The following is a 24537-nucleotide window of genomic DNA, read 5'->3' as shown; positions in this document are numbered from 1 at the left end:
GCATGGCAGGATTGCGTTTGAACGCAGGAGAGAAGGGCTCTGCGCGGCCGGCGTGGATAAACACGCAGGCGCTTTCGATCGCCGCCCTCGCGGTGATCCTGCTTGTTCAGCTGGAAATGGTCTTCGGCAGGGCCATCAACTGGGACGAGTTCTACCATTACAGCCGCGTGGAGATGCTGGCGCGAGGGACGCTCACCCTCCCGCTCCAGACACTCTACACCCGCTTCTTCGCCTGGGTGGTGCATGTTCCCGGCTCGGTCGTCGAGCACATCCTTCTCATCCGCGTCTTCATGTATCTGAGCGAGATCGCGATCCTGGCGGCGATCGTCGGGATTGCCGGGCGATTTGCAGATCGCACCGTCGCTTTGCTCTGCGCGCTCGGATATCTTTCGGCCGGGTTCGTCCTGCAGCACGGATTTTCCTTCCGCTTCGATGCGCCGACGGCGGCATTGCTCATGCTCGCCCTCTGGGTCCTGCTGCGCTCGCGACTGGATGCAAAAGCCATCCTTGCGACGGGCCTTCTCCTCGGGCTGGCCTTCATGATGACGATAAAGGCGGTCCTCTATGCGCCGGCCTTCGCGGGCATCCTCTGGCTGCGATGGACCGAGCTGGGGCGGAGCCCTGCCTATGCCTTGAGAGTCGCCTGCACCGGCTTCCTGGCTGCGATCGTCTTCGCGCTGGTCTACTGGCTCCACGCCCGGGGGCTGGGAGAATATGCCGATGAGCATGCGAAGGCGGTGATCGCCAGCTCTTCCGGCAAGATGTTCAGCCTGGGGATACCGCCTTATTGGCGCTTTGCGGTGAAGGGCGCGATCCTGGCGCCGGTGCTGACGCTCTTCATCCTGGCATTCCCTATCGCGCTGATGACATCGGATTTCCGTCCCGCCGAACGGCTTGCGCTTCTCGGCCTGTTCCTGCCGCTCACGACCCTGGCCTTCTATCATAATAGCGCGCCTTATTATTATACCTTCATGCTGCCGCCGGTCGTCGTGGCCTGCGCGGCGAGCGCGAAGATGCTTGCCGCGCGGTACGGGGCCGGCCTGCTCGCTCTGTTGATGCTGGTCTGTGCCCTGACCGTGCGGGCGCTGGAGCCACCCAGCCCGATCGACAAGCAGCGCCAGCTTATCGAAGCGGCCGAAGCCATGTTCCCCGAGCCGGTGGCCTATTTCGACTTCAGCGGCATGCTGGGCCGCTTCCCCAAGGCAAATATCTTCATGACCCCATGGGGCGGCGAGCAATACCGGATGGGCATGTCGCCAAGCATGGAGGCGATCATGGCGCGCGAGACCGTTCCGCTGGTCATGGCCAATGATCCGATGTTCGACGCGGTGTTCGAGGGGCAGGGGCCGGCGCCCGAGTTCCTGCCGCAGGACGTGGCGGCGATGCGCAGCACCTATATCCATCTGTGGGGCCCTTACTGGGTCGCCGGACGCCAGGTGCCGGGCGACTCGGCCGTCCAACCCGTCGAGATCCTGGTACCGGGGCCGTATACGGTGCGCGACGGCGCGGTTCGCCTCGACGGCGTGACCTATCAGCCGGGCGCGATCATCAATCTCGCGCGGGGGCGGCATGAGATTGGCGCCGGCGGCGCGCGTGATGCCAGCCTCGTCTGGGGGCGCGACCTCCGCGTTCCGGACAGCCCGCCACCCCCCGAGCCTTATGTGACGTCGTTCTGATGTACGACACCGTCTCCCGCGTCGCTGCGACGCCTTCTCGACCGGCAGCGTCCGGCACAGGCTGGGGTGGCTCTGCCAAGTCCTCGTCGGAAGACGCGGGCACCGACGCGAAGGCGGACGTCCGGCTGGTCGCCTGGGGAAGCTATGACAAGGGCAAGCCGCGCGTGAGGCTGCTGCTCGACGCCTTGCGGCGCAAGGGAAGCCTGGCCCGGGAAATCCATATCGACATATGGCAGGGCATTGAAGACAAGGCGGTGGCTGGCAAGGGCCGGATGGCGATCGCGATGGCCCGTGCCCTTGCGACTTATCCCCGCGCGATCCGGCAATTGCTGCGTCAGCCGCGCACGCTGCCTGTCCTGCTGCCCTATCCGGCCATTCTCGACGCCTTTGTCCTGTGGCCATTCGCGCGCCTGCGTCGGCAGGCGATCATCTTCGATGCGTTCATTCCGTTGCACGACACGATCGTGAACGACCGCAAGTGGCTGCGTCGCGGGAGCTTGCGCGCAAGGCTGCTGTGGCAGGTTGAACGGCTTGCGCTCGCCATGGCCGATGTCGTGCTCGTCGATACGGACGAGCATGGGCGATATTTCAGCGAAACATTTGGCGTGCCGGCTGCACGATGCATCACGGTGCCGGTTGGCGCCGAACCGCTGTTCTGGGACGCGCGCCACTCGGCCTTGCCTCCGCCGCATGCCGGTCTGCCCACCCGTTATGCGCTCTTCTATGGCCAGTTCATTCCCTTGCATGGCATCGAAACGATCCTTGAAGCGGCACTGGCGAGCGTGGGCACGCCGGTCCACTGGCTCATCATCGGCCGGGGGCAGGAAGGTGCCGCGGCGAGGACCTTTCTGGACCGCCACGCGCCCGGGAATGTCACCTGGCTTCCCTGGGTCGACTATGCGCAGCTCCCCTCGATCATTCGCGGGGCGGTCATTTCGCTCGGCATTTTCGGGACCAGCGACAAGGCGGCCCGCGTCATTCCCAACAAGATGTTTCAGATATTGGCCGCAGGTGGCGCGATCATCACGCGCGATAGCCCTGCCGTGGCCGCTCTTGCCCAGCGCTATTCCGATGCGATTCGCCTCGTGCCGCCGGGTGATGCGCCCGCGCTGGCGGAAGCGGTTGCGCAAGCCTTCGCCCGGCCTCGCTCCGCGGCGATCGCGGCAACCGCCCGCGCCGCGCTGTCTCCGGACGATGGCGTGGATGCCCTCGTCCAGCTTCTGACTCTTGCCCGGGGAGAACCCGCATGTCGCTCGTAATGTCGCCCTTTGGCCCCGCTCTCCCGGAGGGCGGATGGGTGCCCGCGCCGCGCTATATCCTCCGGCGCGCCGCCATCATGGAAGCCATGCGGGATCTGCCGCCCGGAAACATCATCGAGGTCGGCTGCGGGGCGGGAGCGCTGCTTTCGGAGTTCGCTGCTCTCGGCTTCGATGTCACCGGGCTGGAAATGTCGGTCGAAGGGCGCGCGCTCTCGGACGTTTTCGCCAATGGGCAAGCGCGGATGACGGTGCGGGAGAAGCCGGAGGACTGGCACGCGCATTTCTCCTACCTCTTCAGCTTCGAAGTCCTGGAGCATATCGAGGATGACCTCGCGGCGCTGCGTGAATGGGTCGGCTGGCTGAAACCGGGGGGGCTGGCCGTGCTTTCCGTGCCGGCGCACATGAAATTGTGGGGCAATTCGGACGTCTTCGCAGGCCACTTCCGGCGCTATTCTAGGCCGCAGTTCGAAGCGCTTCTTCAAGCTGCCGGGCTCACAGACGTGCGGATCGAGGCCTATGGCTTTCCTGTTTCCAATCTCGTCGAACCGCTGCGCAACGCCTATCACGGCCGCAAGCTGAAGGCGGGGGACGGCAGCAGGTCGATGAAGGCGGCAACGGAGAACAGCGGGGTCGATCGCGGGCTGGAGACGCGACTCTTTCCGGTGATGACGGCATTCCCATGCCGGCAGATGCTGCAAGCCGCCGTCCGGCTGCAGCGTCTCTTCCGCCACTCCGAACACGGAACCGGATGGATCGCCGTCGGACGCAAGGCCGATGGCTGATCCGGACGACGTCCAAGTTGATGCACCTGCCGGAAGGAAGAGCGATGGGCTCGTCTGTTGGCTGCGCCGTCTCGGGCTGTTCATGGGCCTACTGTGCCTGCTGTTCTTCGCGCAGCGCGTTCACTCGCTCCAGGAGAGCCTGCCGACGCTGGCGCGGGAGGCGGTCGCCGCCATGCCGCTGGCGGTGCTGCTCTGTCTCATCGCATGCATCTTCGTGGCCATGGCGTGGCGCGCCATTCTTGCCATGCTCGGCAAAAACCTTCCGATCGGCCTGACAGCCGCGATCTTCCTGACCACGCAGTTCGGGAAATATCTGCCGGGCAATATCGCACAGCATATCGGCCGCGCGACCCTGGCGCTTCGCCATGGCGTTCCGGTCCGCCTGACCATCACCTCCGTCGCTATCGAAATGGCGATCGGCGTGTTGGTCATGGCGTTTCTGGGCGCGCCGCTGCTTGCGGGGCATCTCGACGAAATGTGGCGGGCGGCCGCGATCGCCGCTGGCATCCTCGCGCTTGCGGCCCTGGTCGGCGGTTTTGCAATCAGGACCCGCCGGCTGGCCGCGGGGATGCTTGCCGCCAGATTCGGCATCCTCGGCCCCCCGGGGCGCCTCGCCGTACCGGTGTTGCTCACGGTAGCGGGGGCGCTGTTGTCAGCCTGTGCCCTGCTGCTCCTTGAGCCTGCCCTTGCCCGTGATCCCGCCACGATCGCCCGGAGCGTGTCGATATTCTGCGGAGCATGGGTCGCCGGCTTTCTCGTGGTGGGCGCTCCGGCGGGGCTTGGCGTGCGGGAGTTCATCCTGAGCGAAGGGCTGGCACCGATCATCGGTCCCGAGCGTGCCATCGCCGCAGCGCTTCTGCTGAGGCTCGTGACGACGCTGGGCGACCTGCTCGCCTTCGCGCTGGGGCTCGTCCTGCTCCGCTATACCCGTGCGCCGGGCGCAGACGAGAAAAAACCCCGGCTCGATAGAACCGGGGTCATTCGAAATGACGTGATCGCGGGGTCCTGACCGGATCCGGCCCCGCAGCCCGCTCAGCCCGCTTTCTCCGCCAGCACCGTGAGGCCTGCCTCGCTGACTTCGGCGAAACCGCCCTCGACGGGGATCAGGCGGGGCTCGGCGCCGTCGCGGTCATAGACCTTGAGCACGCCGTCCTTCACGGTGGACATGAAGGGCGCATGGCCCTCCAGCACGCCGAACTCGCCCTCGGCGCCCGGCACGACGACCATGTGGACGTCCTGGGCCAGGACAAGCTTCTCTGGGGTCACGAGTTCGAAATGCAGGGCCATGGCCTCGATACCTTCATCAAAGGCCCTCCCCGCGGGAGCGGGAAGGGTTCTCAATCATCCGGGGGCGATCAGGCCGCTTCGGCGGCGAGCTTCTTGCCCTTCTCGACAGCCTCGTCGATGCCGCCGACCATGTAGAAGGCGGCTTCCGGCAGATGGTCATATTCGCCGTCGACCACTGCCTTGAAGCTCTTCACGGTGTCCTCGATCTGGACGAACTTGCCCGGAATGCCGGTGAAGACCTCGGCCACATGGAAGGGCTGCGAGAGGAAGCGCTGGATCTTGCGCGCGCGCGCGACGGTCAGCTTGTCCTCTTCGGAGAGCTCGTCCATGCCGAGAATGGCGATGATGTCCTGCAGCGACTTGTACTTCTGCAGCGTCTGCTGGACGCGACGGGCAACCTCATAATGCTCCTGGCCAACGACGGCCGGGGTGAGCACGCGCGAGGTGGAATCGAGCGGGTCCACGGCCGGATAGATGCCGAGCTCGGAGATGGCGCGCGACAGGGTGGTCGTGGCGTCAAGGTGCGCGAAGCTGGTGGCCGGGGCCGGGTCGGTCAAGTCGTCGGCCGGCACGTAGATGGCCTGCACCGAAGTGATCGAGCCCTTGGTCGTCGAGGTGATGCGCTCCTGCAGCGCGCCCATGTCGGTCGCGAGCGTCGGCTGATAGCCCACGGCCGAGGGAATGCGGCCGAGCAGCGCCGACACTTCCGAGCCCGCCTGGGTGAAGCGGAAGATGTTGTCGACGAAGAAGAGCACGTCCTGGCCTTCCTGGTCGCGGAAATACTCGGCCATGGTGAGGCCCGAGAGCGCGACGCGTGCACGGGCGCCCGGGGGCTCGTTCATCTGGCCGAAGACCAGCGCCACCTTGGAACCTTCGCTCGTGGGGTTGCCATCGGCATCCTTGGCGATGACGCCCGCGTCGAGGAACTCGTGATAGAGGTCGTTGCCCTCGCGGGTGCGCTCACCGACGCCGGCGAACACGGACACGCCGCCATGGCCCTTGGCGATGTTGTTGATCAGCTCCTGGATGAGCACGGTCTTGCCCACGCCGGCGCCGCCGAACAGGCCGATCTTGCCGCCGCGCGCATAAGGCGCGATGAGGTCGATGACCTTGATGCCGGTCACGAGGATGGCCGCCTCGGTCGCCTGGTCGGTGAACTCGGGGGCCTTGGCGTGGATCGGTGCCTTCATCTCGGCATTGACCGGGCCGCGTTCGTCGATCGGCTCGCCGACGACGTTGAGGATGCGGCCAAGCGTCTTGGGGCCGACCGGCACGGAGATCTGCGCGCCGGTGTCGACCACGTCCTGACCGCGGGTCAGGCCATCGGTCGAGTCCATGGCGATCGTGCGGACGGTGTTCTCGCCGAGGTGCTGGGCAACCTCGAGAACCAGCTTCTGGCCGTTGTTGCTCGTTTCGAGCGCCGAGAGAATCGCCGGGAGCGCATCATCGAAGGTCACGTCGACGACGGCGCCGATCACCTGGCTGATCTTGCCGACATTGTTGGTAGCTGCCATGGTTTCGTTCCTTGCCTTCTAATCCGGTTTAGAGCGCTTCGGCGCCCGCAATGATTTCCACCAGCTCGGTGGTGATCGCGGCCTGACGGCTGCGGTTATATTCGATGGTGAGCTTCTTGATGAGATCGCCCGCGTTGCGCGTCGCATTGTCCATCGCGGTCATCGAGGCGCCCTGCTCGGATGCCATGTTCTCAAGGAGGGCCTTGAAGATCTGGATTGTGATGTTGCGCGGGAGCAGGTCAGCGAGGATCGCTTCCTCGTCCGGCTCATATTCGACTGCGGCGCCCGATGAGGCCGGCGCATCGGCCGGGATCTTGACCGGGATGATCTGCTGCTCGGTCGGGATCTGCGCGAGGGCCGACTTGAACCCCGAATAGAAGAGGTGAGCGACGTCGAACTCGCCCGCGAAGAAGCGGTTCGAGACGTCCTGCGCGATCGCGCTGGCCTCGTCGAAACCGGGCGTGCGGACTTCGGTCGTGTCATATTCGCCGACGATCATGCCGGGGAAGGTGCGCGAGATGACGGCGCGGCCCTTGCGCCCGACAAGGTAGAACTTGACCGTCTTGCCCTGCGCGATCAGCGCGCGCGCCTTGACGACGGCAGCCTTGACGATGTTCGCGTTGAAGGCGCCGGCCAGGCCCTTGTCCCCGTTCGCCACGACCAGCAGATGCGTGTCATCCTTGCCCGTGCCGGCAAGCAGGCGGGGCGCGCTGTCACCGGTCACTTTGCCAGCGAGACTGGCGACCACCTTTTCCAGGCGCTCCGCATAGGGGCGAGCGGCCTCGGCAGCGGCCTGCGCACGGCGCAGCTTGGCCGCAGCGACCATTTGCTTGGCCTTGGTGATCTTCTGGGTCGACTTGACCGAGACGATGCGGCCCTTGAGTTCCTTGAGGCTAGCCATGTCTTTCCCTGTGTCGTGTTCCCTTTGAAGCGAGAACCCCGTCCGGGCACCCGCCGGTGCGGATGCCCGGCATGTGCTTAGGCGAAGGTCTTGCCGAAGGCGTCGAGCGCATCCTTGACCTTGGCGCGGACATCGTCGGAAAGGTCCCGGCTGTCCCGGATCGCGGCGAGGATATCGGCGTGATGCGCGCGGAAGTGCGCCAGCATCGCCGCCTCGTAACGCACGACATCGACAGTCGCGATGCTATCCAGATAGCCCTGCGTGCCGGCGAAGATCGACACGGTCTGCTCCTCGAAGGGCAGCGGGCTGAACTGGGGCTGCTTGAGCAGCTCAGTGAGGCGCGCGCCGCGATTGAGCAGCTTCTGCGTCGAGGCGTCGAGGTCCGAACCGAACTGCGCGAACGCGGCCATTTCGCGATACTGCGCGAGCTCCAGCTTGATCGAGCCGGACACCTTCTTCATCGCCTTGGTCTGCGCGGCGGAGCCGACGCGCGACACCGAGAGACCCACGTTGATGGCCGGGCGGATGCCCTGATAGAAGAGGTTGGTCTCGAGGAAGATCTGGCCGTCGGTGATCGAGATCACGTTGGTCGGGATGTAGGCGGAGACGTCGCCGGCCTGCGTCTCGATGATCGGCAGCGCGGTCAGCGAGCCGCCACCCAGCGAATCGTTCATCTTGGCCGCGCGCTCGAGCAGACGACTGTGCAGATAGAAGACGTCGCCCGGATAGGCTTCGCGGCCCGGAGGACGACGCAGCAGCAGCGACATCTGGCGATAAGCGACGGCCTGCTTGGAAAGATCGTCATACACGATCACGGCGTGCATGCCGTTGTCGCGGAAAAACTCGCCCATCGCGGCGCCGGTATAGGGCGCGAGGAACTGCAGCGGCGCGGGCTCGGACGCGGTCGCGGCGACGACGATCGAATATTCCATCGCGCCATTTTCTTCGAGCTGGCGCACGATCTGCGCGACGGTCGAGCGCTTCTGGCCGACGGCGACGTAGATGCAGTAGAGCTTCTTCGACTCGTCCGTGCCGGCGTTCACGCCCTTCTGGTTGATGAAGGCGTCGATCGCGACGGCGGTCTTGCCGGTCTGGCGGTCGCCGATGATCAGCTCGCGCTGGCCACGGCCGACGGGCACGAGCGCGTCAATGGCCTTGAGGCCGGTCTGCACCGGCTCGCTCACCGACTGGCGCGGAATGATGCCCGGCGCCTTCACCTCGACGCGGCTGCGCTGATCGGAGATGATCGGGCCCTTGCCGTCGATGGGATTGCCCAGGCCGTCGACCACGCGGCCGAGCAGGCCCTTGCCGACGGGCACGTCCACGATGGTGCCGGTGCGCTTGACGACGTCACCTTCCTTGATCTCGGCGTCCGAGCCGAAGATCACGACGCCGACATTGTCCGCCTCGAGATTGAGGGCCATGCCCTGCACGCCATTGGCGAACTCGACCATCTCGCCGGCCTGCACATTGTCGAGCCCATGGATGCGGGCGATACCGTCGCCGACGCTCAGCACGGTGCCGACTTCGCTGACCTCGGCCTCGGTGCCGAAATTGGCGATCTGGTCCTTGATGACCTTCGAGATTTCTGCGGCGTTGATGTCCATGTTCAGCCTTTCATCGAACCTTTGTGAGGGCTCTTCAGCCCTTCATCGCCTGGGCGAGTCTGTTCAGTCGGGTGCGGAGCGAGCCGTCGATCATCTGGCTGCCCATCTTGACGATGAGGCCGCCCATGATCGCGGGGTCCACAGTGAGATCGAGAGCCGGGTCGCGGCCGGTGCGTGCCTTGAGCTGTTTGGCAAGCGCAGTCTGCTGCGTCTTGGTCAGCGGGAAGGCCGAAGTCACCTCGGCACGCGTCTCGCCCTTGTGGGCGGAGAGCAGGGTGCGGAACGCGCGAATGACGGCCGGCAGCTGCCCGAGACGGTGATTCTGTGCGAGCACGCCCAGCGTTCTGGTCGTCAGCATGTCGAGCTGCAGTTGGGCGGCCACGGCAGCGATTGCCTTGCCCGCAGCGTCGCGCCCGATGAGCGGGCTCTGGATGAGCGTCCGCAGATCCGCCGAATCGGCAATTGCCGCCTTGAGCGTGGTCAGGCTCGCGTCGACCGAATCGAGAGCCTTCTCGTCCCGTGCCAGCTCGAACAGCGCAAGCGCATAGCGCCCTGCCAAGCTAGCCTGAATACCGCCGGAATTCTCCACGCGCGCCTGATACCTCGTCTTCATCGAGTTGAATTGCGCCAGAAAAGGGGAGGCGTTGCAGCACCCCCCTCGACACGCGGCGGCGGTTAGCAGGGGTGGCCCGCGGATGCAAGTCGAGAGGCGACGTGGCGCGCCGGGTCCGCCTTTCCGCCCGCCGGAGCGACGCCGCCGGTCCTCCCGATGCGCGCATCGGAGGCGATGCCTGGCATCGCCGACACCGTGCGATCTCGCTCCTCCGCGGCTCGATGACAGTTTTATGACATTGATATTACAGCCATATTCCCGAAATCTTCATGGTTCGTCAACGAGCGATTCACTATCTGGCCGCGCAGGGGATTCGGCGGGCCGGACCAGGGAACAGCAAGAGGCCATATCAATGCATGCGCTTCGCGACGGGCAGTCGGGCGGGACCATCGTCACGCGGTATGAAAGAAGAGATTCGATCTCGCGACAGTTTCGCCGGTTGCTGCTGGCCGCCGGGGCGCTGCTCTCGCTGCTGATCGTGGCCCAGCTCGGCGCGCTGACGATCAACCGGACCATTTCCACCCGGCTGGTGGAGCAGCGCATCGCGCCGATGAGCCAGCTGCAGACCATCGCTTCGGCCTATCAGACGAGCTGGGCCATTGCCGACAAGGTGCGTGTCGGCACCATCGACCCGACCGGCGGCGCGACCGCCCTGCGGGATATCAGGAGCAGGCCGGGCCGGGACTGGAGAGAGCTGGGCGAATCGGGCGCGACCGTGGCCACGCGATTCTCGGGAGAGCGGCCCGATGCCGACCGGGCGCTGGATCGTCTCCAGGTCCTGCTCGAACGAAGCGATCGCGAACGGCTGGACTTCTTCCTTTCAGGGCAGTTCTTCGGCGGGGTCGATCCGCTGCTCGGGAAGATCGCCCGGACGACCGAGGAACTGCGCGCGACTGCCGGGCAGGATCGCGCGGTGCTTCGCTGGGTCAATCTTGCCGCTGAACTGTTGCTCGTCGCCGTCTCCATCGCCGCGCTCGCGGGCGGCATCCTGATCGCGCGCATGGCGGAGAGACGCCTCGCGCGGCCGCTCGTCGCCATTGCCGATCATGTGCGGCAGGGCGGGACGGGACCGGCGGCGGAGGCGGTGCCCGGCCTTGAGCGCGAGGATGAGATCGGGGCGATCGCGCGGGCTTTGAGTGACGCGCAGGATGCGGCGCGCCTGGCCGACCAGTCGAGACGCGACCGGGAACAGGCCGAGGACGCGCTGCGCCGCCGCGAACTGGACGATTCGCGTCGCGCTCAGGCCCGTGCCCGGCTGGTCGACGAGGGTTTCGCGCGTTTCGACGCCGCCTTGTCCCAGCTCGTGGCCGCGCTTTCCCATGCCTCCGCGATCATGCGCGAGATGGCGATGACGCTTGCGACGGCGTCCTCCCAGTCTCGGGACCGGGCCGACGCCATCGCGCGGAGCATCGCTGCCGCGGCGATGCGGGCGGACGAGGTGCAGAAGGACGGCATCGGCCTGCTGCGGCTGGTCGGTGACGTGCGCAGCAGCGCGGGCACCACGCGCATGCACAGCAATGAAGTCATAGACCAGTCGGGTCGCAACCGCGCGCATGCGCAGCGCCTCTCGGAGCTGGTGAGCGGCATCAGCCATGCGCTGGATCTCATCAAGCGCGTGGCGGCGCAGACCAATCTGCTTTCGGTCAATGCCAATATCGAGGCGCATCGATCCGGCGAGGCGGGGCTCGGCTTTGCCGTGGTGGCGCGGGAGATCAAGGCGTTGTCTCTCGATTCAGGCGAGGCGGCCGGGCAGATCGCGCGTCAGCTCGCCTTCGTGAACGAGACGGCGGCGGATTTCCTGGCGAGCACGACTCTCGTCGAGCAACTCGCCACGGGCGTCGGCGAGCAGGCCGATTCGGTGGAGGCTCTCGCCGGCTCTCAGGAAGATGCGAGTCGGCGCATGGTGGCTTCGATCTCGGATACGCATGTCCAGATGCGCGAAATCGCGCAGGCTGCGCAGGACGCGAGCGCCGGCTCGTCCGAGCTGGTCGAGACTGCGGCGTGCCTGCGTGACACGGCGGATGCCATTGCCGGTCAGATCGCGGAGCTGGGCCGCGAGTTCAGTGCCCTGCGCGGCGACCTGAGCAGCGCGGCCTGATCCGAGGTCAGGGCTCGCCGCGCGCGGCAGCCTGGCATTGGTAGACGAGCCGCTCGTTGGGCTGCGCCGGCAGCAGGGCCTGGATGTCAGCCTGGGCGGCGGCAAGCTCCGCCAGCTTCTGCGGGTCCGTCGTGCAGCCCGACCGGGCGAGGCCATCGCGCATCGTCCGCGCATTTTCGAGCGTCTCGGCGTCCACCAGATACTGGTCGGTGCGATAGCGGCCGATCGAGGGATCGAAGCGGCGCACCGAGATCGCCGCGTCGTCGGTGGGGACGAGGACCCGCACCCACTGCTCCTGGGCCCGGACATATTGTGTCTGGCCATTCACGCAGCCGTCCGCCCGCCAGTTGAAGGACATGTCCTGCGTCTCCGAGACGGTCACCCGGCTCAGGCTCGTATCGAGCTTGCAAAGGCGATCTCCGGAGGCTGCGGGGGCTGCTTCCGCCATGTTGTCGGGCCCGGCCGCTTCATTCGTCGCGTCCCCTTCTGCGTCATTGGGGCTGTCGAAACCGGGGCGAAGCAGGAAGACGGCGATCGCGGCCAGCGTCAGGAAGCCCGCAGCGGCGCCGAACCGGCGGGTGCGTGTGACATCGCCCTTGGACTGGCCGAGCATCGCCATGCCGCCGGCGGCGACCGCGAGGGCAAGCAGCAGGGCCGAAAGCGCCATCATGTTCTCGCGCCGGGCAATCACGTCCTGCTGCGCCTGCGCGCGGGCAGCGATCACCTGTTCGCGCCGCGCCATTTCCGCGTCGCTCGCGCGCTTGGCGGCCGCGGCGCGGGCACGCTCGTCGGCGATTTCCTGCGCCGCCTCGATCTCGTCCATCGAGCGGCAGGCCTCGCTGGAGCGGGCGGCCTGGATTCCCGCCTGACGCAGGAAACTGGCGATCTCGCGATTGGAGACCGCAAAGCCATATTCGGCATCGCTGCCTTCCGAGAGCGAGCCGAAGCTGTTGAGCCCCACCACGCGCCCGCACTGGTCGACCAGCGGTCCGCCGCTGTTGCCGGAGGCGAGCGGCGCGGTGTGCAGCACGGTGTCGAACTGTTTGGAGGCGCGTCCGCCGGACACGGTGCCGGAGGTGCGCACCGGCGCCATCGGCCGGATGATGTCCTCGAGGCTCATGCCCTGCGCGCGGTCCACGGACCCGGGATAGCCGATCGCCGTCACCTGGTCGCCATCCTGCGGCGAGCCGGTGAAGAATGTGGCGATCGGCAGCGATGCGCCGTCCACGGCGATCAGGGCAAGGTCGTTCCCCGGCGAATAAGCGATGACCTTGCCGCCAAAGCTCTTCTTGCCCTGGGGCGGGATGATGCCGATGACGATGTTCGGCTCGCTGCGGGTGAGCTCGACGACATGCGCATTGGTGAGGACCCTCCCCGGCGCAACGACCACGCCGCTGCCATGGCCGACGAAATAGGCATTGTCGCCATCGGTGGCTACCAGTGCCACGCGGACCACGCTGCGCGATGCCGCGGCAATGTCCTGCACTTCCGCATGAGCGGAAGGCGCCCGCACGAGCATCAGGAACGAGAGGAGAAGGGCCGCAATGAGGCGCGAGCGCGGTCCGTGGAAGCATGCCGTCATGCCGGGCTTCTTAGCGTCGACACGGCTTCCCCAACAGGGGAATTTGCACGCGCCCGCTTTGATCGCAATCGATGGGAAGCGGGAGCCGCCGGCATCGACGACAAGGCCCCGGTTCCTTCGGGATCGCAAGCCCGTTCGATCCGCATGTTGTCCGGGCAAAGGGCTGCGGCCTATAGTCAACCCCGCGAGCGCCGTTGATCGTTTCGCGGCCCGCAACCACAGGACCAGATGCCATGCCCACAATGCTCGAGGAGCTCGGCGAGAAAGCCGCACTGGCGGCCTTCGAGGCGCGTGATCGCAGCAAGGACGGGCAGTTCGTCATCGCGGTGACGAGCACGGGCATCTATTGCAAGCCGAGTTGCCCCGCCCGCCATCCGCGCCCGGAACATGTCCGGCTTTATCCGGACAATGCAGCCGCGCGCGCGGCGGGCTATCGTGCATGCCTGCGTTGCCGGCCCGATGAGGTGAGCCGGGACCGGCGGGCGATCGACCAGGCCCTCGCCATCCTGGGCGACAGCGAGAGTGCGCCTGCCCTCGCGGCGCTTGCCGCTGCGGTTGGCTATGCGCCGCACCATTTCCAGCGCCTCTTCACCCGGGAGGTGGGCGTCTCGCCGGCCGCTTATGCGCGCGGATTGCGCGCGCGGCGCTTCGCGGAGGAACTGGGCAGGCAAGGCCGGATCACCGACGCCATTTATGAAGCCGGTTATGAAGCGCCCAGCCGCGCTTATGCCGATGCGCAGGCGCGGCTGGGGATGAGCCCGTCCGCCTGGCGCAAGGGCGGAGAGGGCGCTGTCATCCGCTTCGCGCTGGCCGAAAGTTCGCTCGGCCCGCTGCTCGTCGCGGCGACCGCGCGCGGCCTTTGCCGCATCGCGTTCGACGAAACCGCGACAGACCTGCGCGCACGGTTCCCGAATGCGCGCATCGTGGAAGCCGATGCCGATTTCGAGGCGCTGATCCGCGATGTGGTGGCATTGGTGGATGACCCGGCCCGTTCGATCGACTTGCCTGTCGACGTCGCGGGCACGGCTTTCCAGCAAGCGGTCTGGGCGGCCCTGCGCGCCATTCCGGCCGGGCAGACGCGAACCTATGCCCAGATTGCGGCCGCCGCAGGCCGGCCGGGTGCCGTCCGCGCGGCGGGGTCGGCTTGCGGTCGAAACGGTCTCGCCGTGCTCGTTCCTTGCCATCGTGTGCTGCGCAGCGATGGGTCTCTGGGCGGCTATGCTTATGGCGTGGAGCGGAAAGCGGCGCTCCTTTCCCGCGAGTCGCAGGGCTGAACGCGTCATTCTGGCGCTCATATCCAACAAATCGCCCCGAAACGGGCCCCTCTGAAGCAACCCGCCATCCCCACGCGGAGTTTTTGCCCTGCTATGAAGAACCACACCCCCCTCATCCGCCCTGCGCCGACGGCGATTGCCGCCGCATTGGCGCTCCTTTCAACAACTGGGGTCGCGCAGGTCGCGGCGCCGGTTTCCGAGCCCGCGCCGTCCGACGCGGCCCCGCAAACCGGTGCGCCATCGATCGTGGTGCCGCGTGCAGAGTCGAGCCAGCCCATCCCGCTGCCCCAGACGACTTTGCCCCCTGTTACCAACAATGCGCCCACGACCAATGCGCCCGCCACCAGTGCGCCTCCGCCGGTCGCGACGACGGCCGCTCCGGCGCCGTCGATGAGTTCAACGGCTCCGGTCGCTGCGCCGCCGCTGCCCGCGGTGAACGCCCCGGCCCCGGAAGCACGCCAGGCGCCGGCTGCGCCGCGTGCGGAAACGCCCGCGTCGACGGCCCGGTCGGGTGAAGGCACGCAGCGCTCAGCCAGCGCCCCGGCCGCTGAAGCCCCGCGCGAATCCACCCCTACCCAGGAAGCAGCCCAGACACAGGAAGCCCCGGCCCCGCTCGCGGCCACGGTCGCCCCTGACGTTCCGAACGAGACGGTTGTCCCACAAGGCGCGGGTGAGAGCCCGGCCGCGATAGAAACCATGGCCGCAACGCCGCAGCAGGCTGAGAGCGACGAGACCGCTTATTGGGCTCTTGGCGCGGCCGGTGCCGTTCTCGTCCTTGGCGCGGGCGGCCTCGTGATGCTCCGTCGTCGCAAGCGCGGCGAAGACGCCATTGCTCCGGCTTATGTCCCCGCTCGCGATCATGTTGCACCTACGTCCGCGCATGAGCCGGTCGTGGTGACGCAGGCTGACGCGGTTCCGGTGTCGCCGGTGGCCCCTGCCGCGCGTCCGGTCGAGCCCGCCGCTATGTCTGCTACGGCGTCTGCTACGGCACCCGCCCCGGCTGCCGCGCGCGCGGCAAGTCCGGCGAGGGATTTCAAGGGCGACAGCGCGCTGGAGGCGATGGTTGCCGAGGCGCCCTCTGCCGAGAATCCGTTCCGCACGCGTCGTCAGCGCCTGCGTCGGGCCTCTTTCCTCCTCCGCCAGGGTACGCCCCCGGTGGCCTCCACGCAGGAGCCCCATCGTCCGGCGCAGGTCACGCCCGCCCCGGCGCCGGCAGCCGAGCCCGCGCGTCAGCCTGTCTACAGCTTCGGTGCTCCAGTCGCATCGCCCTCGCGGGGCTGGAAGCCTGCCCGTACATAAGCTCTGGAGTAAATTCGAACGCAAGTCGGCCCTTTGACAGGGTCGAGCAGCCGCCCGGCACCACCCCCCTCCCACCGCCGGGCGGCTGCGTCGTGCTTCTCTCAAACGAAGCTGTAAGGATCGACGTCCACGCTCACGCGTGTGCTGCTTTTCCAGTCGATCGCCGAGAGCCAGTCCCGCACGATGGCCTGCAGATCGATCGAGCGTCGGGCATGCACCAGCAACCGCCAGCGGTGCCGTCCGCGCAGCACGGCGAGCGGCGCTTCGGCCGGTCCATAGATTTCCAGTCCTTCCTGCCGGGGTCCGGCAGCCCCGATACGCCGCGCCGTTTCCCGTGCGAGCGCCGCGTCCGTGTCGCTCACGATGATCGCGGCGAATCGCCCGAACGGAGGCGCGTTGGCGGAGCGGCGGCTCGCCGTTTCCGCCGCATAGAAAGCCGCGTCGTCCCCTTCGAGCAGGGCGCGCATCACCGGCGCATCGGGCGCACGCGTCTGGATGAAGACCCGGCCGGGCTTCTCACCCCGCCCGGCGCGGCCGGACACTTGCACGATCTGCTGATAGGTCCGCTCGGACGCGCGCAGATCGCCGCCATCAAGGCCCAGATCGGCATCGACGACGCCGACCAGCGTCAGTTCCGGAAAATGATAGCCTTTGGTGACGAGCTGCGTGCCGACGATGATGTCCACCGCGCCGCCCGCCACATCCCTTACGAACGCCGCCGCCCTGGCCGGCGACCAGAGCGTGTCAGACGTGACGATGGCCGTCCGCGCGTCCGGGAAAAGCGCTTTCACTTCATCCGCGATTCGCTCCACCCCGGGGCCGCAGGCGACGAGCGCGTCGCTCTCATGGCATTCCGGGCAGCTGTCCGGCGTCGGGACCTCATGACCGCAATGGTGGCAGGCAAGGCGCCGCGTGAGGCGATGCTCGACCATCCAGGCGGAGCAATTGGGGCACTGGAAGCGGTAGCCGCAATGGCGGCACAGGGTGAGCGGCGCATAGCCCCGCCGGTTCAGGAATAGCAGCGATTGCTCGCCGCGCGCCAGCGTCTCGCGCATGGCCTGGACAAGCGGCGGTGCCAGCCAGCGCCCGCGATCCGGCGGGTCGTGGGTGAGGTCTACCCCGATGATCTCGGGCAGCTCTGCCCCGCCGTAACGGGACGGGAGCTTGATTTCCTCATAGCGGCCCAGCTCCACCTGATGGCGGGTTTCGATGGCCGGCGTGGCGGACGCGAGCACTACCGGGCAGCTTTCCATGAGGCCACGCATCACCGCCACGTCGCGGGCATGGTAGCGCACGCCTTCCTCTTGCTTGAAGCTGGTCTCGTGCGCTTCGTCCACGACGATCAGGCCGAGCTTGCGATAGGGCAGGAACAGAGCGGAGCGGGCGCCGACGACGACGCCGGCCTCACCCTCGGCAATGGCGCGCCATGCCCGCCGCCGGTCGGATTGCTTGAGGCCCGAGTGCCAGGGCACAGGCGCGCAGCCGAAGCGCGCGGTGAAGCGGTCGAGGAAAGGTTCCGTCAGCGCGATCTCGGGAAGCAGGACGAGGGTCTGGCGGTCCTGCTTCAGCGCTTCCGCGATCGCCTCGAAATAGACTTCCGTCTTCCCCGATCCGGTGACGCCGTCGAGCAGCACGGTATGGGATTCGCCGGACCTCACTTGTTCGACGAGGCGCTGCGCGGCGGCTTCCTGCCCCGGGCTCAGCGATATGGCGGCGTGGTCGGGGTCGGGCCGGGGGAAGGGCAGGTCGGTCGACACCTCGACGGCCTCGAGCGCGCCTTGCTTGATGAGGCCGCGAATGACCGCGTCGCTGACATCGCCGATCGCCGCGAGCTCGCGCACGAGGCCCTGCCGCTCGCCGATTCGCTCCAGCGCCTGTGCGCGCTGCGCGGTCAGCCTCTCCGGCAAGGCGCCGCTCGGCCGATATTCGATGACGGTCTTGCCGCCTTCCAGAGCGGACATGGAGGCAAGCGCCATGCGCAGCACCGCGGCGTGCGGCGCCAGATAATAAGCAGCGGTCCATTCGATCAGGCGCCGCAGCGGCGCGGGCAGTGGCGGCGCATCGAGCACGCCCAGCAGCGGCCGCAGGCGATTGTCGCCCACCGAGGGCACATCGGGAAAGCGCTCGGCTTCCCAGACCACGCCGATCATGGGCCGGGGGCCGAGCGGCGCCACGACGATGCTGCCCGGCTCCACCGACATGCCTGCCGGCACGCGGTAGTCGAGGGGGCCAAGAGCGGCATTGAGCAGGATGAGGCGCGCGCGGGTCATCGAAGCTGCCTAGTTAGGCGCTGAGCCCGGACCTTGGAACCCGCATGGCGGCCACGCGCGGAATATATGCTCGCAGGCCCCCCTGCACTGGCTGCGCAAGACGGGCGCAATCTCCTTACGCAGGGCCGCGCCCTTCGCTATAGGCGCCCCACGATTTGAGAGACAGGAGCGCGCCGACCATGAAATTCTTCGTCGATACAGCCGACACCGCCGAAATCCGGGACCTCGCCGAGACGGGCCTGCTGGACGGCGTGACCACCAATCCCAGCCTGATCCACAAGTCCGGCCGCAAGTTTCTGGAAGTGGTGGAGGAGATTTGCGGGCTGGTCGACGGCCCCGTCTCCGCCGAAGTCGTGGCGCTGGACCACGAAACCATGATGAAGGAAGCCGCCGTGCTGCGGAAGATCGCGGACAATGTCGCGATCAAGGTGCCCCTCACCATTGACGGGCTCAAGACCTGCAAGGCGCTGAGCGAAGAGGGCTGCATGGTCAATGTGACGCTCTGCTTCTCGGCCAATCAGGCGCTGCTCGCGGCCAAGGCGGGCGCGAGCTTCATTTCCCCGTTCGTGGGCCGCCATGACGACAACGGGTTCGATGGGATGAAGCTCATCGAGGACATTCGGCTGATCTACGACAATTATGGCTTCGAGACCGAGATCCTCGCCGCCTCGCTGCGCCATCCCATCCATGTGCTGGAATGCGCGAAGATCGGCGCCGACGTGATCACCGCGCCGCCCGCAGTCATCAAGTCGCTGTTCAACCATGTCCTGACCGACAAGGGCCTTGCTTCCTTCGCGGCCGACTGGGCGAAGACGGGCCAGTCGATCCTGTAACGATCGCAGCCGCCGCCCCGGCAAGGGCGGCGGCTGTGCTGTTTTTATGTGTCCTGTTTTGTCCGGTTTCTCCGCCGCCGATCGGCAAAAAAAGAACGGTTTTCCGGGCCATGGCGGGCCCTCGGATCGACCGGCGGACTGTAAGCCATTCCACCGGCCCGCGCCGTTCCCTTCCGAGCCGTCCCCGCCGGGGAGCCTCGCCTATTTCGCGAAGCCCCGGGGCGCGGGGTCGACGACGCTGGTGGCGCCGGCGCCGATCTCCGTGACTTCCAGCGCCCGTTCGGCAATGCCGTCCCGGCTGAAGCGGAACGCGCCATCGATACCGGAGAAACCCTCCGGATCGGTGAGGCGCCCGACGGGGAAGGCCGTGCCCGGCTTCCAGTCCGCCGCGATTCGCACGGCCAGCAACACCGAATCATAGCCGAGCGAGGCCAGCCGATAGGGCGCCGTGCCGAAGGATGCGCGATATTTGCTGGAAAGCGTGCGGTAGAGATTGTCCGAGACGCTGGCATACCAGGCGCCGCGCAGGGCAGTGCTGCTGGTCAGGCCGGTTTCCGTATTCCACAGTTCCGTGCCGAGGATGCGGACATCGGCCCCGCCATTGGCCCGCACGAGCGGCCCGGCCTGCAACGCGATTCGCCCGACATCCGCGATGAGCAGCGCATCGTAGCTGGAACTGGCCGCGAGGCGCTTGATCGCCGCCTGCACCGAAGCAGCTGACCGATCGAAGGTTTCCATCGCGACGACAGTGCCGCCGGCCGCCTTCACGCGCGAGAGGAAAGCGGCGCCCGCGCGCTCGCCATAGACCCCGCGCGGCACCAGTGCGGCGAAATTGGTGAGATCGCGCGAGCGAGCATAGCCGACCACGCGCTCCACGGACTGCTCGGGGCTGTAGCCCAGCAGGAACACGCCATTTCCGGCCACGCTCTCGTCGTTGGAATAGCTGATAATCGGGACCTTCGCTGCCCGGGCGACCGGCGCGGCGGCGCGCACTTCGTCAGCGGTCAGCGGCCCAAGGATGAGCCGGTTCCCTTCCGCCACCGCCTGCTTCGCCGCTTCCGCAGCGCCCTTGCCGGTGTCGTAGGTGGTGACGCGCAGGCGCTCGGTCTTGGTGTCGAGCAGCGCCATCGTGGTGGCATTGGAGATGGAACGGCCGACGCCCGCATTGGTCCCGCTCAGCGGCACCAGCAGCGCGACGCGATGCCGCTCCGTGTCGGTGGGCAGTCCCTTGTCGAGATCGAGATCGCCCGTCTTTGGCGGTGGGGGCGGCGGAGGCGGTTCGGTGCGCGGGACGACCGAGGCGCACGCCGACAGCAACAACGCGCCCAGCAGCGCAAGGCCCTGCCGCAACCGGGTCGGTACGAATCCAACCCCCTCTTGCCCCGCAAGGCTCCTCTCTGCCATGGCTCACCTCTATGTCCGCTGAACTTTCGCCCGGCCTATATATCGTTGCAGGACCGATCGGCAACTTGTCCGATCTGTCGCCGCGCGCGGCGGAAATCCTTCGGGATGCCGATGTGATCGCGGTGGAGGACAGCCGGGTAAGCGCGCGGCTGCTGCGCCATGCGGGGTCCGACCGGCCGATGGTGCCGTACCATGATCATAGCGACGAGCGAGTGCGTGCCCGGCTCGTCGAGCGCATGGCGGGAGAGGCGGTGGCACTCCTGTCGGACGCCGGCACGCCGCTGATTTCCGACCCCGGCTACAAGCTGGTGCGCGATGCGCGCGCGGCCGGGCGAATGGTGACGAGCCTTCCCGGCCCCTGCGCCGCCATTGCCGCGATCACGCTTTCCGGCCTGCCGAGCGACCGCTTCCTCTTCATGGGTTTCCTGCCCAGCAAGACCAAGGCGCGGTCCGACACGCTGGACGAGATTCGTGCGGTGCGCGCGACGCTGGTCTTTTACGAGAGCGGGCCGCGCTGCGCCGCGGCGCTCGGGGATATGCAGGCGGTGCTAGGCGATCGGCCCGCCGCGCTGTGCCGGGAGATCAGCAAGACCTTCGAGGAAGTGCTGACCGGCTCGCTTTCTGAACTCGCCGCTGCCTGCGCGGCGCGCGAGCCCCGGGGCGAGATCGTGCTTGTGGTCGGACCTCCGGGCGAGCGGCCGCCGCCGGATGAAGCCGAGATCGAGGCGGCTCTGCGCGATGCGCTGGCGCGCTTGCCCGTTTCGCAGGCCGCCGGGGAAGTCGCCCGCGCGCTGGGGCTCGACCGCAAGGCGCTCTATGCGCGCGCCATGACCATGCGGGGCAAGGCATGACGCGAGGCGGCGGGCCCGTGCCTTCCCGGCTTGCCGCGGAGAAACGGGGCCGGCAGGGAGAGCGGCTCGCGGCCTGGTGGCTGCGCCTCAAGGGCTGGTCCATCCTGGCGCGGCGCGTGCGCACCCGGGCCGGCGAGATCGATCTGGTCGCGCGTCGCGGCAATATGGTCGCTTTTGTCGAAGTGAAGGCCAGAGCCAGCGCCCGGTCGCTGGACGAAGCGATCGACGAGCGGAGGCTTGCCCGTGTCGCTGCCGCCGCCGAGGCAGTGGCCGCCACATGGCTCGGCCCGGGGGACGACATGCGCATCGACGTGATCCTCCTTGCGCCGGGCCGCCCGCCTCGCCATCTGGAGAATGTCTGGCACGGGGGATGAAGCCCCGCAAAGGGAGGAATGCCCCGCATGTCGCTCAAGGTCGCCTTGCAGATGGACCCCATGGAATCGCTCAACATCGCGGGCGATTCGACCTTCGCGATCATGCTCTCGGCGCAGGCGCGCGGGCATCGTCTCTATCACTACCGCCCCGACGACATGACCTGGCGGGATGACCGGCTCTATGCGCAGGCGCGCGAAGTGACGGTTCAGCGCGTGGAAGGCAATCATTACAGGTTCGGAGCGACCGTCCGGCTGGATCTGGGGCGGGATGTCGATGTGGTCTGGATGCGCCAGGATCCGCCCTTCGACCTCAATTATATCACGGCGACGCATCTGCTGGAGCGAATCACCGGCGAGACGCTTGTGGTCAACGATCCCGCTTCGGTGCGCAATGCGCCCGAGAAGCTCTATGTGCTCGATTTCGCCCGGTTCATGCCGCCGACGATGATCACGCGCAGTCTCGACGAAACGCGCGCCTTTCTGGCGGAGCATGGCGAGATCGTGGTGAAGCCGCTTTACGGCAATGCGGGTTCGGCGGTCTTCCGGATCGGTCAGGACGGCGGAAATCTCGCCGCGCTGGTGGAACTTTTCGGCCAGATGTGGGTCGAGAGCTTCATGGTGCAGGCGTTCCTCAAGGATGTCGCCAAGGGCGACAAGCGGATCGTGCTGGTGGATGGCGAGGTCGCAGGCGCGATCAATCGCATTCCCGGCCAGGGCGAGATCCGCTCCAACCTCGCCGCCGGCGGCACGGCCGCGAAGACCGATCTCACGCCCGACGAACTGGAGATCTGCGCGGCGCTCGGTCCGGAGCTGAGACAGAAAGGCCTGCTGTTCGTCGGCATCGACGTGATCGGCGGAAAATATCTCACCGAGATCAATGTGACCTCCCCGACCGGCATCGTGGCAATGGACGCCTTCAACGGCACGGACACCGGAGCGATGATCTGGGACGCCGTCGAGCGCCGTCTCCGGGAGCGGGCGGCCTGAGCCGCCGGCCCTCCGCATGAGCACCCGCCATGAATGACTGGGTCGTCCGCCTCATCGACGGGGGCGGCTATTGGGGCATTGCCCTGCTGATGGTGCTGGAAAATGTGTTCCCGCCCATTCCGTCCGAACTCATCATGGGCATCGGCGGCATTCGCGTGGGGCAGGGCCGGATGGCCGTCCTCCCGCTCCTCGTCGCCGGCACGCTCGGCACCACGATCGGCAATTTCTTCTGGTATTTCCTGGGATACCGGCTGGGCTGGAAGCGCCTGCGCCCCTTTGTCGAGCGGCACGGGCGATGGCTGACCCTGCGCTGGCGCGACATCAAGTGGCTGCGCTACATGTTCCGGCGGCATGGCGAGAAGATCGTCTTCATCTTCCGCTTCATGCCTGCCTTCCGGACGATCATCTCGCTGCCGGCTGGGCTTTTCTGCATGTCGCCCTGGCGTTTCGCGCTCTGGACGACGGGTGGCGCGCTGATCTGGAACGTCGTGCTGGTGGGCGCGGGCTATTATCTCGGCACCAACTTCAAGGCGATCGATGACTGGCTGGGGCCGCTCGCCAATGCGGCCGTGGGGCTGATGGCCATCGCCTATGTGTGGCGACTGGTGCGCTGGAAGGATCAGGACCGGGGCGCCTAGCCATAGCTCCGCGCCGCTCACTGGCCTTTACCCCGGCAGGGCAGCGTAGCGCCGCACGATCGCCGCTTCGGCCAGAAGCCGGTTGGCGTCCTCCGGGCGGCCGAGATCCTTCAGGTCCAGCGCAGCGGCCTCCCGCTCCCCCGCCTCGCGCATCAGCAGCGCGCGCAGGTCCTCAGCCGAGAGCGGCCGCCGAGGAACTTCGCCGGACGAATCGCCGAAGGCGCGCATGGCGCTGGCCGCGCCATCCAGGTCGATTGTGATGGCCTGCGCATTGTCGATCGCGGCGATGAGGGCCCGGATGACGCGCGTGTCCAGCGTCGCGCGGCTCTGCATGGCTTGCTTCAGGTCGGCGCGCAGGCGTGCCTGCATCGCGGCGGCGGCATCCGCGCCCATCAGGACGCGCGGGGATGCGCGTTGCGGTAGACGTCGAGCAGATGAGCCGCGTCCACCCGGGTGTATATCTGCGTCGAGGAAAGGCTGGCATGGCCCAGCAGTTCCTGAAGCGCCCGCAGGTCCGCACCGCGACCGAGGAGATGCGTCGCGAAGCTGTGACGTAGCGCATGCGGCGTCGTGCGCTCGTGCAGGCCAAGGCGCCTGCGGGCCCCCTGCACGGCCCGGCGAATCAGCGCAGGGGAGAGCGGGCCGCCCCGCGCGCCGCGGAACAGCGGTTCATCCCCGGCCGGCGCGAAAGGGCAAAGCGCGAGATAGTCGTCGATCGCCTCGCGCACCTGCGGCAGCAGCGGCACGATGCGGGTCTTTCCGCGCTTGCCCAGCACCCGGATCGTCTCGCCCAGCGGCAACACATCGCCCATGAGCCCCAGTGCCTCGCTGATACGCAGGCCGGCGCCGTAGAGCAGCAGCAGCACGGCCCAGTCCCGCGCGCCGATCCAGCCTTCCCGTGCCGTTTCCGCCACGTCCTGCGCGAGGGCAATGGCTTCGTCGGGGCTCACCGGGCGAGGGACGCCGGGCTTCACGCGCGGCCCGCGCATGAGCGGGATGGACGCGCCTTCGCCGCCGATGAAGCGGAGAAAAGCGCGCAGGGCGGAGAGCTCACGCGCCGTCGAGCTGTTCTCGATGCCTTCGGCGCGCCGGGCCGCGAGATAGGCGCGCAGGTCGGACGTCGTCAGCGCCAGGAGCGCCGCGCGGTCCGGGGCACGGCCGTCCATCTCCTCCATCCAGCACATGAGGCGCTCCGCCGTGGCCACATAGGCCCGGACGGTGTGAGGCGAGCGACGCCGGCCCTGCGCGAGATATCCACGCCAGCTCCCGACGAGCGTCATCGGCGTCT

Annotated in this window: 22 protein-coding genes; 12 read left to right on the top strand and 10 right to left on the bottom strand. The window is 67.4% G+C overall.

Going from position 1 to position 24537, the window contains the following annotated elements; translation table 11 throughout:
* Positions 1–2 precede the first annotated feature (2 nt).
* The 4 genes from HNP60_RS18505 (at position 3) to HNP60_RS18490 (ending at position 4726) form a co-directional block, all read left to right on the top strand.
* Positions 3–1676, top strand: coding sequence for a glycosyltransferase family 39 protein (locus tag HNP60_RS18505; RefSeq protein WP_184156419.1), 1674 nt, complete (start codon positions 3–5; stop codon positions 1674–1676).
* Complete coding sequence (locus HNP60_RS18500) at positions 1676–2935, top strand: glycosyltransferase (RefSeq protein ID WP_184156417.1); 1260 nt, start codon at positions 1676–1678, stop codon at positions 2933–2935. The genes HNP60_RS18505 and HNP60_RS18500 overlap by 1 nt, the downstream gene beginning before the upstream one ends.
* Positions 2923–3717 carry a class I SAM-dependent methyltransferase gene (locus tag HNP60_RS18495; RefSeq protein WP_184156415.1) on the top strand — a complete coding sequence of 265 codons (795 nt, stop codon included), beginning with the start codon at positions 2923–2925 and terminating at the stop codon, positions 3715–3717. Before HNP60_RS18500 ends, HNP60_RS18495 begins: the two co-directional genes overlap by 13 nt.
* Before the next feature lie 82 nt (positions 3718–3799).
* Positions 3800–4726, top strand: a complete 927-nt coding sequence (locus tag HNP60_RS18490) for a lysylphosphatidylglycerol synthase domain-containing protein (RefSeq protein ID WP_184707848.1) — start codon at positions 3800–3802, stop codon at positions 4724–4726.
* 23 nt (positions 4727–4749) lie between these two features.
* Here HNP60_RS18490 and HNP60_RS18485 read toward each other — a convergent pair whose 3' ends face one another.
* The 5 genes from HNP60_RS18485 to HNP60_RS18465 form a co-directional block, all read right to left on the bottom strand.
* Positions 4750–5004, bottom strand: a complete 255-nt coding sequence (locus HNP60_RS18485) for an ATP synthase F1 subunit epsilon (protein ID WP_014078051.1) — start codon at positions 5002–5004, stop codon at positions 4750–4752.
* A gap of 68 nt (positions 5005–5072) precedes the next feature.
* A complete protein-coding gene (gene atpD, locus HNP60_RS18480; protein WP_014078050.1) occupies positions 5073–6518 on the bottom strand; it encodes a F0F1 ATP synthase subunit beta in 1446 nt (481 codons plus the stop codon).
* 28 nt (positions 6519–6546) lie between these two features.
* Complete coding sequence (locus HNP60_RS18475) at positions 6547–7419, bottom strand: F0F1 ATP synthase subunit gamma (RefSeq protein WP_184052211.1); 873 nt, start codon at positions 7417–7419, stop codon at positions 6547–6549.
* A gap of 77 nt (positions 7420–7496) precedes the next feature.
* Entirely contained in the window at positions 7497–9026 is a 1530-nt protein-coding gene (atpA, locus tag HNP60_RS18470; RefSeq protein WP_184156411.1) for a F0F1 ATP synthase subunit alpha, read from the bottom strand.
* A gap of 34 nt (positions 9027–9060) precedes the next feature.
* Positions 9061–9615: a F0F1 ATP synthase subunit delta gene (locus HNP60_RS18465; RefSeq protein ID WP_041393709.1), complete on the bottom strand. Its 555-nt coding sequence runs from the start codon at positions 9613–9615 to the stop codon at positions 9061–9063.
* Positions 9616–9991: 376 nt separating this feature from the next.
* On the opposite strand from HNP60_RS18465, the gene HNP60_RS18460 reads away from it, so the two are divergent.
* On the top strand, positions 9992–11737 hold the full coding sequence (locus HNP60_RS18460; RefSeq protein ID WP_184156409.1) for a methyl-accepting chemotaxis protein: 1746 nt from the start codon (positions 9992–9994) through the stop codon (positions 11735–11737).
* 7 nt (positions 11738–11744) lie between these two features.
* On the opposite strand, the gene HNP60_RS18455 is transcribed toward HNP60_RS18460, so the two are convergent.
* The gene (locus tag HNP60_RS18455) at positions 11745–13319 is read right to left on the bottom strand and encodes a S1C family serine protease (RefSeq protein ID WP_184156407.1); all 1575 of its coding nucleotides are present in this window, start codon (positions 13317–13319) and stop codon (positions 11745–11747) included.
* Positions 13320–13552: 233 nt separating this feature from the next.
* Between HNP60_RS18455 and ada the strand changes: the two genes are divergently transcribed.
* The gene (gene ada, locus HNP60_RS18450; RefSeq protein ID WP_184156405.1) at positions 13553–14593 is read left to right on the top strand and encodes a bifunctional DNA-binding transcriptional regulator/O6-methylguanine-DNA methyltransferase Ada; all 1041 of its coding nucleotides are present in this window, start codon (positions 13553–13555) and stop codon (positions 14591–14593) included.
* 93 nt (positions 14594–14686) lie between these two features.
* A complete protein-coding gene (locus tag HNP60_RS18445; RefSeq protein ID WP_184156402.1) occupies positions 14687–15892 on the top strand; it encodes a hypothetical protein in 1206 nt (401 codons plus the stop codon).
* Positions 15893–15993: 101 nt separating this feature from the next.
* Here HNP60_RS18445 and HNP60_RS18440 read toward each other — a convergent pair whose 3' ends face one another.
* Complete coding sequence (locus tag HNP60_RS18440) at positions 15994–18162, bottom strand: primosomal protein N' (protein ID WP_184156400.1); 2169 nt, start codon at positions 18160–18162, stop codon at positions 15994–15996.
* Between the two features lie 179 nt (positions 18163–18341).
* Between HNP60_RS18440 and fsa the strand changes: the two genes are divergently transcribed.
* Entirely contained in the window at positions 18342–18995 is a 654-nt protein-coding gene (fsa, locus tag HNP60_RS18435; protein ID WP_184052224.1) for a fructose-6-phosphate aldolase, read from the top strand.
* A 201-nt stretch (positions 18996–19196) separates the two neighbouring features.
* Here the strand turns inward: fsa and HNP60_RS18430 are convergent, their stop codons facing one another.
* Positions 19197–20399, bottom strand: coding sequence for a penicillin-binding protein activator (locus HNP60_RS18430; protein ID WP_260394972.1), 1203 nt, complete (start codon positions 20397–20399; stop codon positions 19197–19199).
* An 11-nt stretch (positions 20400–20410) separates the two neighbouring features.
* On the opposite strand from HNP60_RS18430, the gene rsmI reads away from it, so the two are divergent.
* From rsmI to HNP60_RS18410, 4 genes are read left to right on the top strand one after another with little or no spacing between them, the layout of a single operon-like run.
* Positions 20411–21250, top strand: coding sequence for a 16S rRNA (cytidine(1402)-2'-O)-methyltransferase (rsmI, locus tag HNP60_RS18425; protein ID WP_184156399.1), 840 nt, complete (start codon positions 20411–20413; stop codon positions 21248–21250).
* Positions 21247–21624, top strand: a complete 378-nt coding sequence (locus HNP60_RS18420) for a YraN family protein (protein WP_184156397.1) — start codon at positions 21247–21249, stop codon at positions 21622–21624. The genes rsmI and HNP60_RS18420 overlap by 4 nt, the downstream gene beginning before the upstream one ends.
* Positions 21625–21651: 27 nt before the next feature.
* Entirely contained in the window at positions 21652–22611 is a 960-nt protein-coding gene (gene gshB / locus HNP60_RS18415) for a glutathione synthase (protein ID WP_420825233.1), read from the top strand.
* 29 nt (positions 22612–22640) lie between these two features.
* Positions 22641–23249: a DedA family protein gene (locus HNP60_RS18410; RefSeq protein WP_184156393.1), complete on the top strand. Its 609-nt coding sequence runs from the start codon at positions 22641–22643 to the stop codon at positions 23247–23249.
* 27 nt (positions 23250–23276) lie between these two features.
* Here HNP60_RS18410 and HNP60_RS18405 read toward each other — a convergent pair whose 3' ends face one another.
* Positions 23277–23642, bottom strand: a complete 366-nt coding sequence (locus HNP60_RS18405) for a GatB/YqeY domain-containing protein (protein WP_184156391.1) — start codon at positions 23640–23642, stop codon at positions 23277–23279.
* A complete protein-coding gene (locus tag HNP60_RS18400) occupies positions 23642–24529 on the bottom strand; it encodes a tyrosine recombinase XerC (protein ID WP_184157182.1) in 888 nt (295 codons plus the stop codon). Before HNP60_RS18400 ends, HNP60_RS18405 begins: the two co-directional genes overlap by 1 nt.
* Between the last annotated feature and the right edge of the window lie 8 nt (positions 24530–24537).

Origin of the sequence: Sphingobium lignivorans, from assembly GCF_014203955.1 — a bacterium.
GTDB classification, from domain to species: Bacteria; Pseudomonadota; Alphaproteobacteria; order Sphingomonadales; family Sphingomonadaceae; genus Sphingobium; species Sphingobium lignivorans.
Note: the sequence above shows the minus strand (reverse complement) of the source record. Positions and strands in the feature narration are given on the sequence as shown.

What these genes read in the sequence shown, in the direction of transcription:
- ada (WP_184156405.1), top strand. Translation starts at nt 13,553, where the DNA reads ATGCCCACAATGCTCGAGGAGCTCGGCGAGAAAGCCGCACTGGCGGCC.
- HNP60_RS18405 (WP_184156391.1), bottom strand. Translation starts at nt 23,642, where the DNA reads ATGGGCGCGGATGCCGCCGCCGCGATGCAGGCACGCCTGCGCGCCGAC.
- HNP60_RS18495 (WP_184156415.1), top strand. Translation starts at nt 2,923, where the DNA reads ATGTCGCTCGTAATGTCGCCCTTTGGCCCCGCTCTCCCGGAGGGCGGA.
- rsmI (WP_184156399.1), top strand. Translation starts at nt 20,411, where the DNA reads ATGTCCGCTGAACTTTCGCCCGGCCTATATATCGTTGCAGGACCGATC.
- HNP60_RS18485 (WP_014078051.1), bottom strand. Translation starts at nt 5,004, where the DNA reads ATGGCCCTGCATTTCGAACTCGTGACCCCAGAGAAGCTTGTCCTGGCC.
- HNP60_RS18500 (WP_184156417.1), top strand. Translation starts at nt 1,676, where the DNA reads ATGTACGACACCGTCTCCCGCGTCGCTGCGACGCCTTCTCGACCGGCA.
- atpD (WP_014078050.1), bottom strand. Translation starts at nt 6,518, where the DNA reads ATGGCAGCTACCAACAATGTCGGCAAGATCAGCCAGGTGATCGGCGCC.
- atpA (WP_184156411.1), bottom strand. Translation starts at nt 9,026, where the DNA reads ATGGACATCAACGCCGCAGAAATCTCGAAGGTCATCAAGGACCAGATC.
- HNP60_RS18400 (WP_184157182.1), bottom strand. Translation starts at nt 24,529, where the DNA reads ATGACGCTCGTCGGGAGCTGGCGTGGATATCTCGCGCAGGGCCGGCGT.
- HNP60_RS18455 (WP_184156407.1), bottom strand. Translation starts at nt 13,319, where the DNA reads ATGACGGCATGCTTCCACGGACCGCGCTCGCGCCTCATTGCGGCCCTT.
- HNP60_RS18445 (WP_184156402.1), top strand. Translation starts at nt 14,687, where the DNA reads ATGAAGAACCACACCCCCCTCATCCGCCCTGCGCCGACGGCGATTGCC.
- HNP60_RS18475 (WP_184052211.1), bottom strand. Translation starts at nt 7,419, where the DNA reads ATGGCTAGCCTCAAGGAACTCAAGGGCCGCATCGTCTCGGTCAAGTCG.
- HNP60_RS18440 (WP_184156400.1), bottom strand. Translation starts at nt 18,162, where the DNA reads ATGACCCGCGCGCGCCTCATCCTGCTCAATGCCGCTCTTGGCCCCCTC.
- HNP60_RS18410 (WP_184156393.1), top strand. Translation starts at nt 22,641, where the DNA reads ATGAATGACTGGGTCGTCCGCCTCATCGACGGGGGCGGCTATTGGGGC.
- gshB (WP_420825233.1), top strand. Translation starts at nt 21,652, where the DNA reads ATGTCGCTCAAGGTCGCCTTGCAGATGGACCCCATGGAATCGCTCAAC.
- HNP60_RS18490 (WP_184707848.1), top strand. Translation starts at nt 3,800, where the DNA reads ATGGGCCTACTGTGCCTGCTGTTCTTCGCGCAGCGCGTTCACTCGCTC.
- HNP60_RS18420 (WP_184156397.1), top strand. Translation starts at nt 21,247, where the DNA reads ATGACGCGAGGCGGCGGGCCCGTGCCTTCCCGGCTTGCCGCGGAGAAA.
- HNP60_RS18505 (WP_184156419.1), top strand. Translation starts at nt 3, where the DNA reads ATGGCAGGATTGCGTTTGAACGCAGGAGAGAAGGGCTCTGCGCGGCCG.
- HNP60_RS18430 (WP_260394972.1), bottom strand. Translation starts at nt 20,399, where the DNA reads ATGGCAGAGAGGAGCCTTGCGGGGCAAGAGGGGGTTGGATTCGTACCG.
- fsa (WP_184052224.1), top strand. Translation starts at nt 18,342, where the DNA reads ATGAAATTCTTCGTCGATACAGCCGACACCGCCGAAATCCGGGACCTC.
- HNP60_RS18460 (WP_184156409.1), top strand. Translation starts at nt 9,992, where the DNA reads ATGCATGCGCTTCGCGACGGGCAGTCGGGCGGGACCATCGTCACGCGG.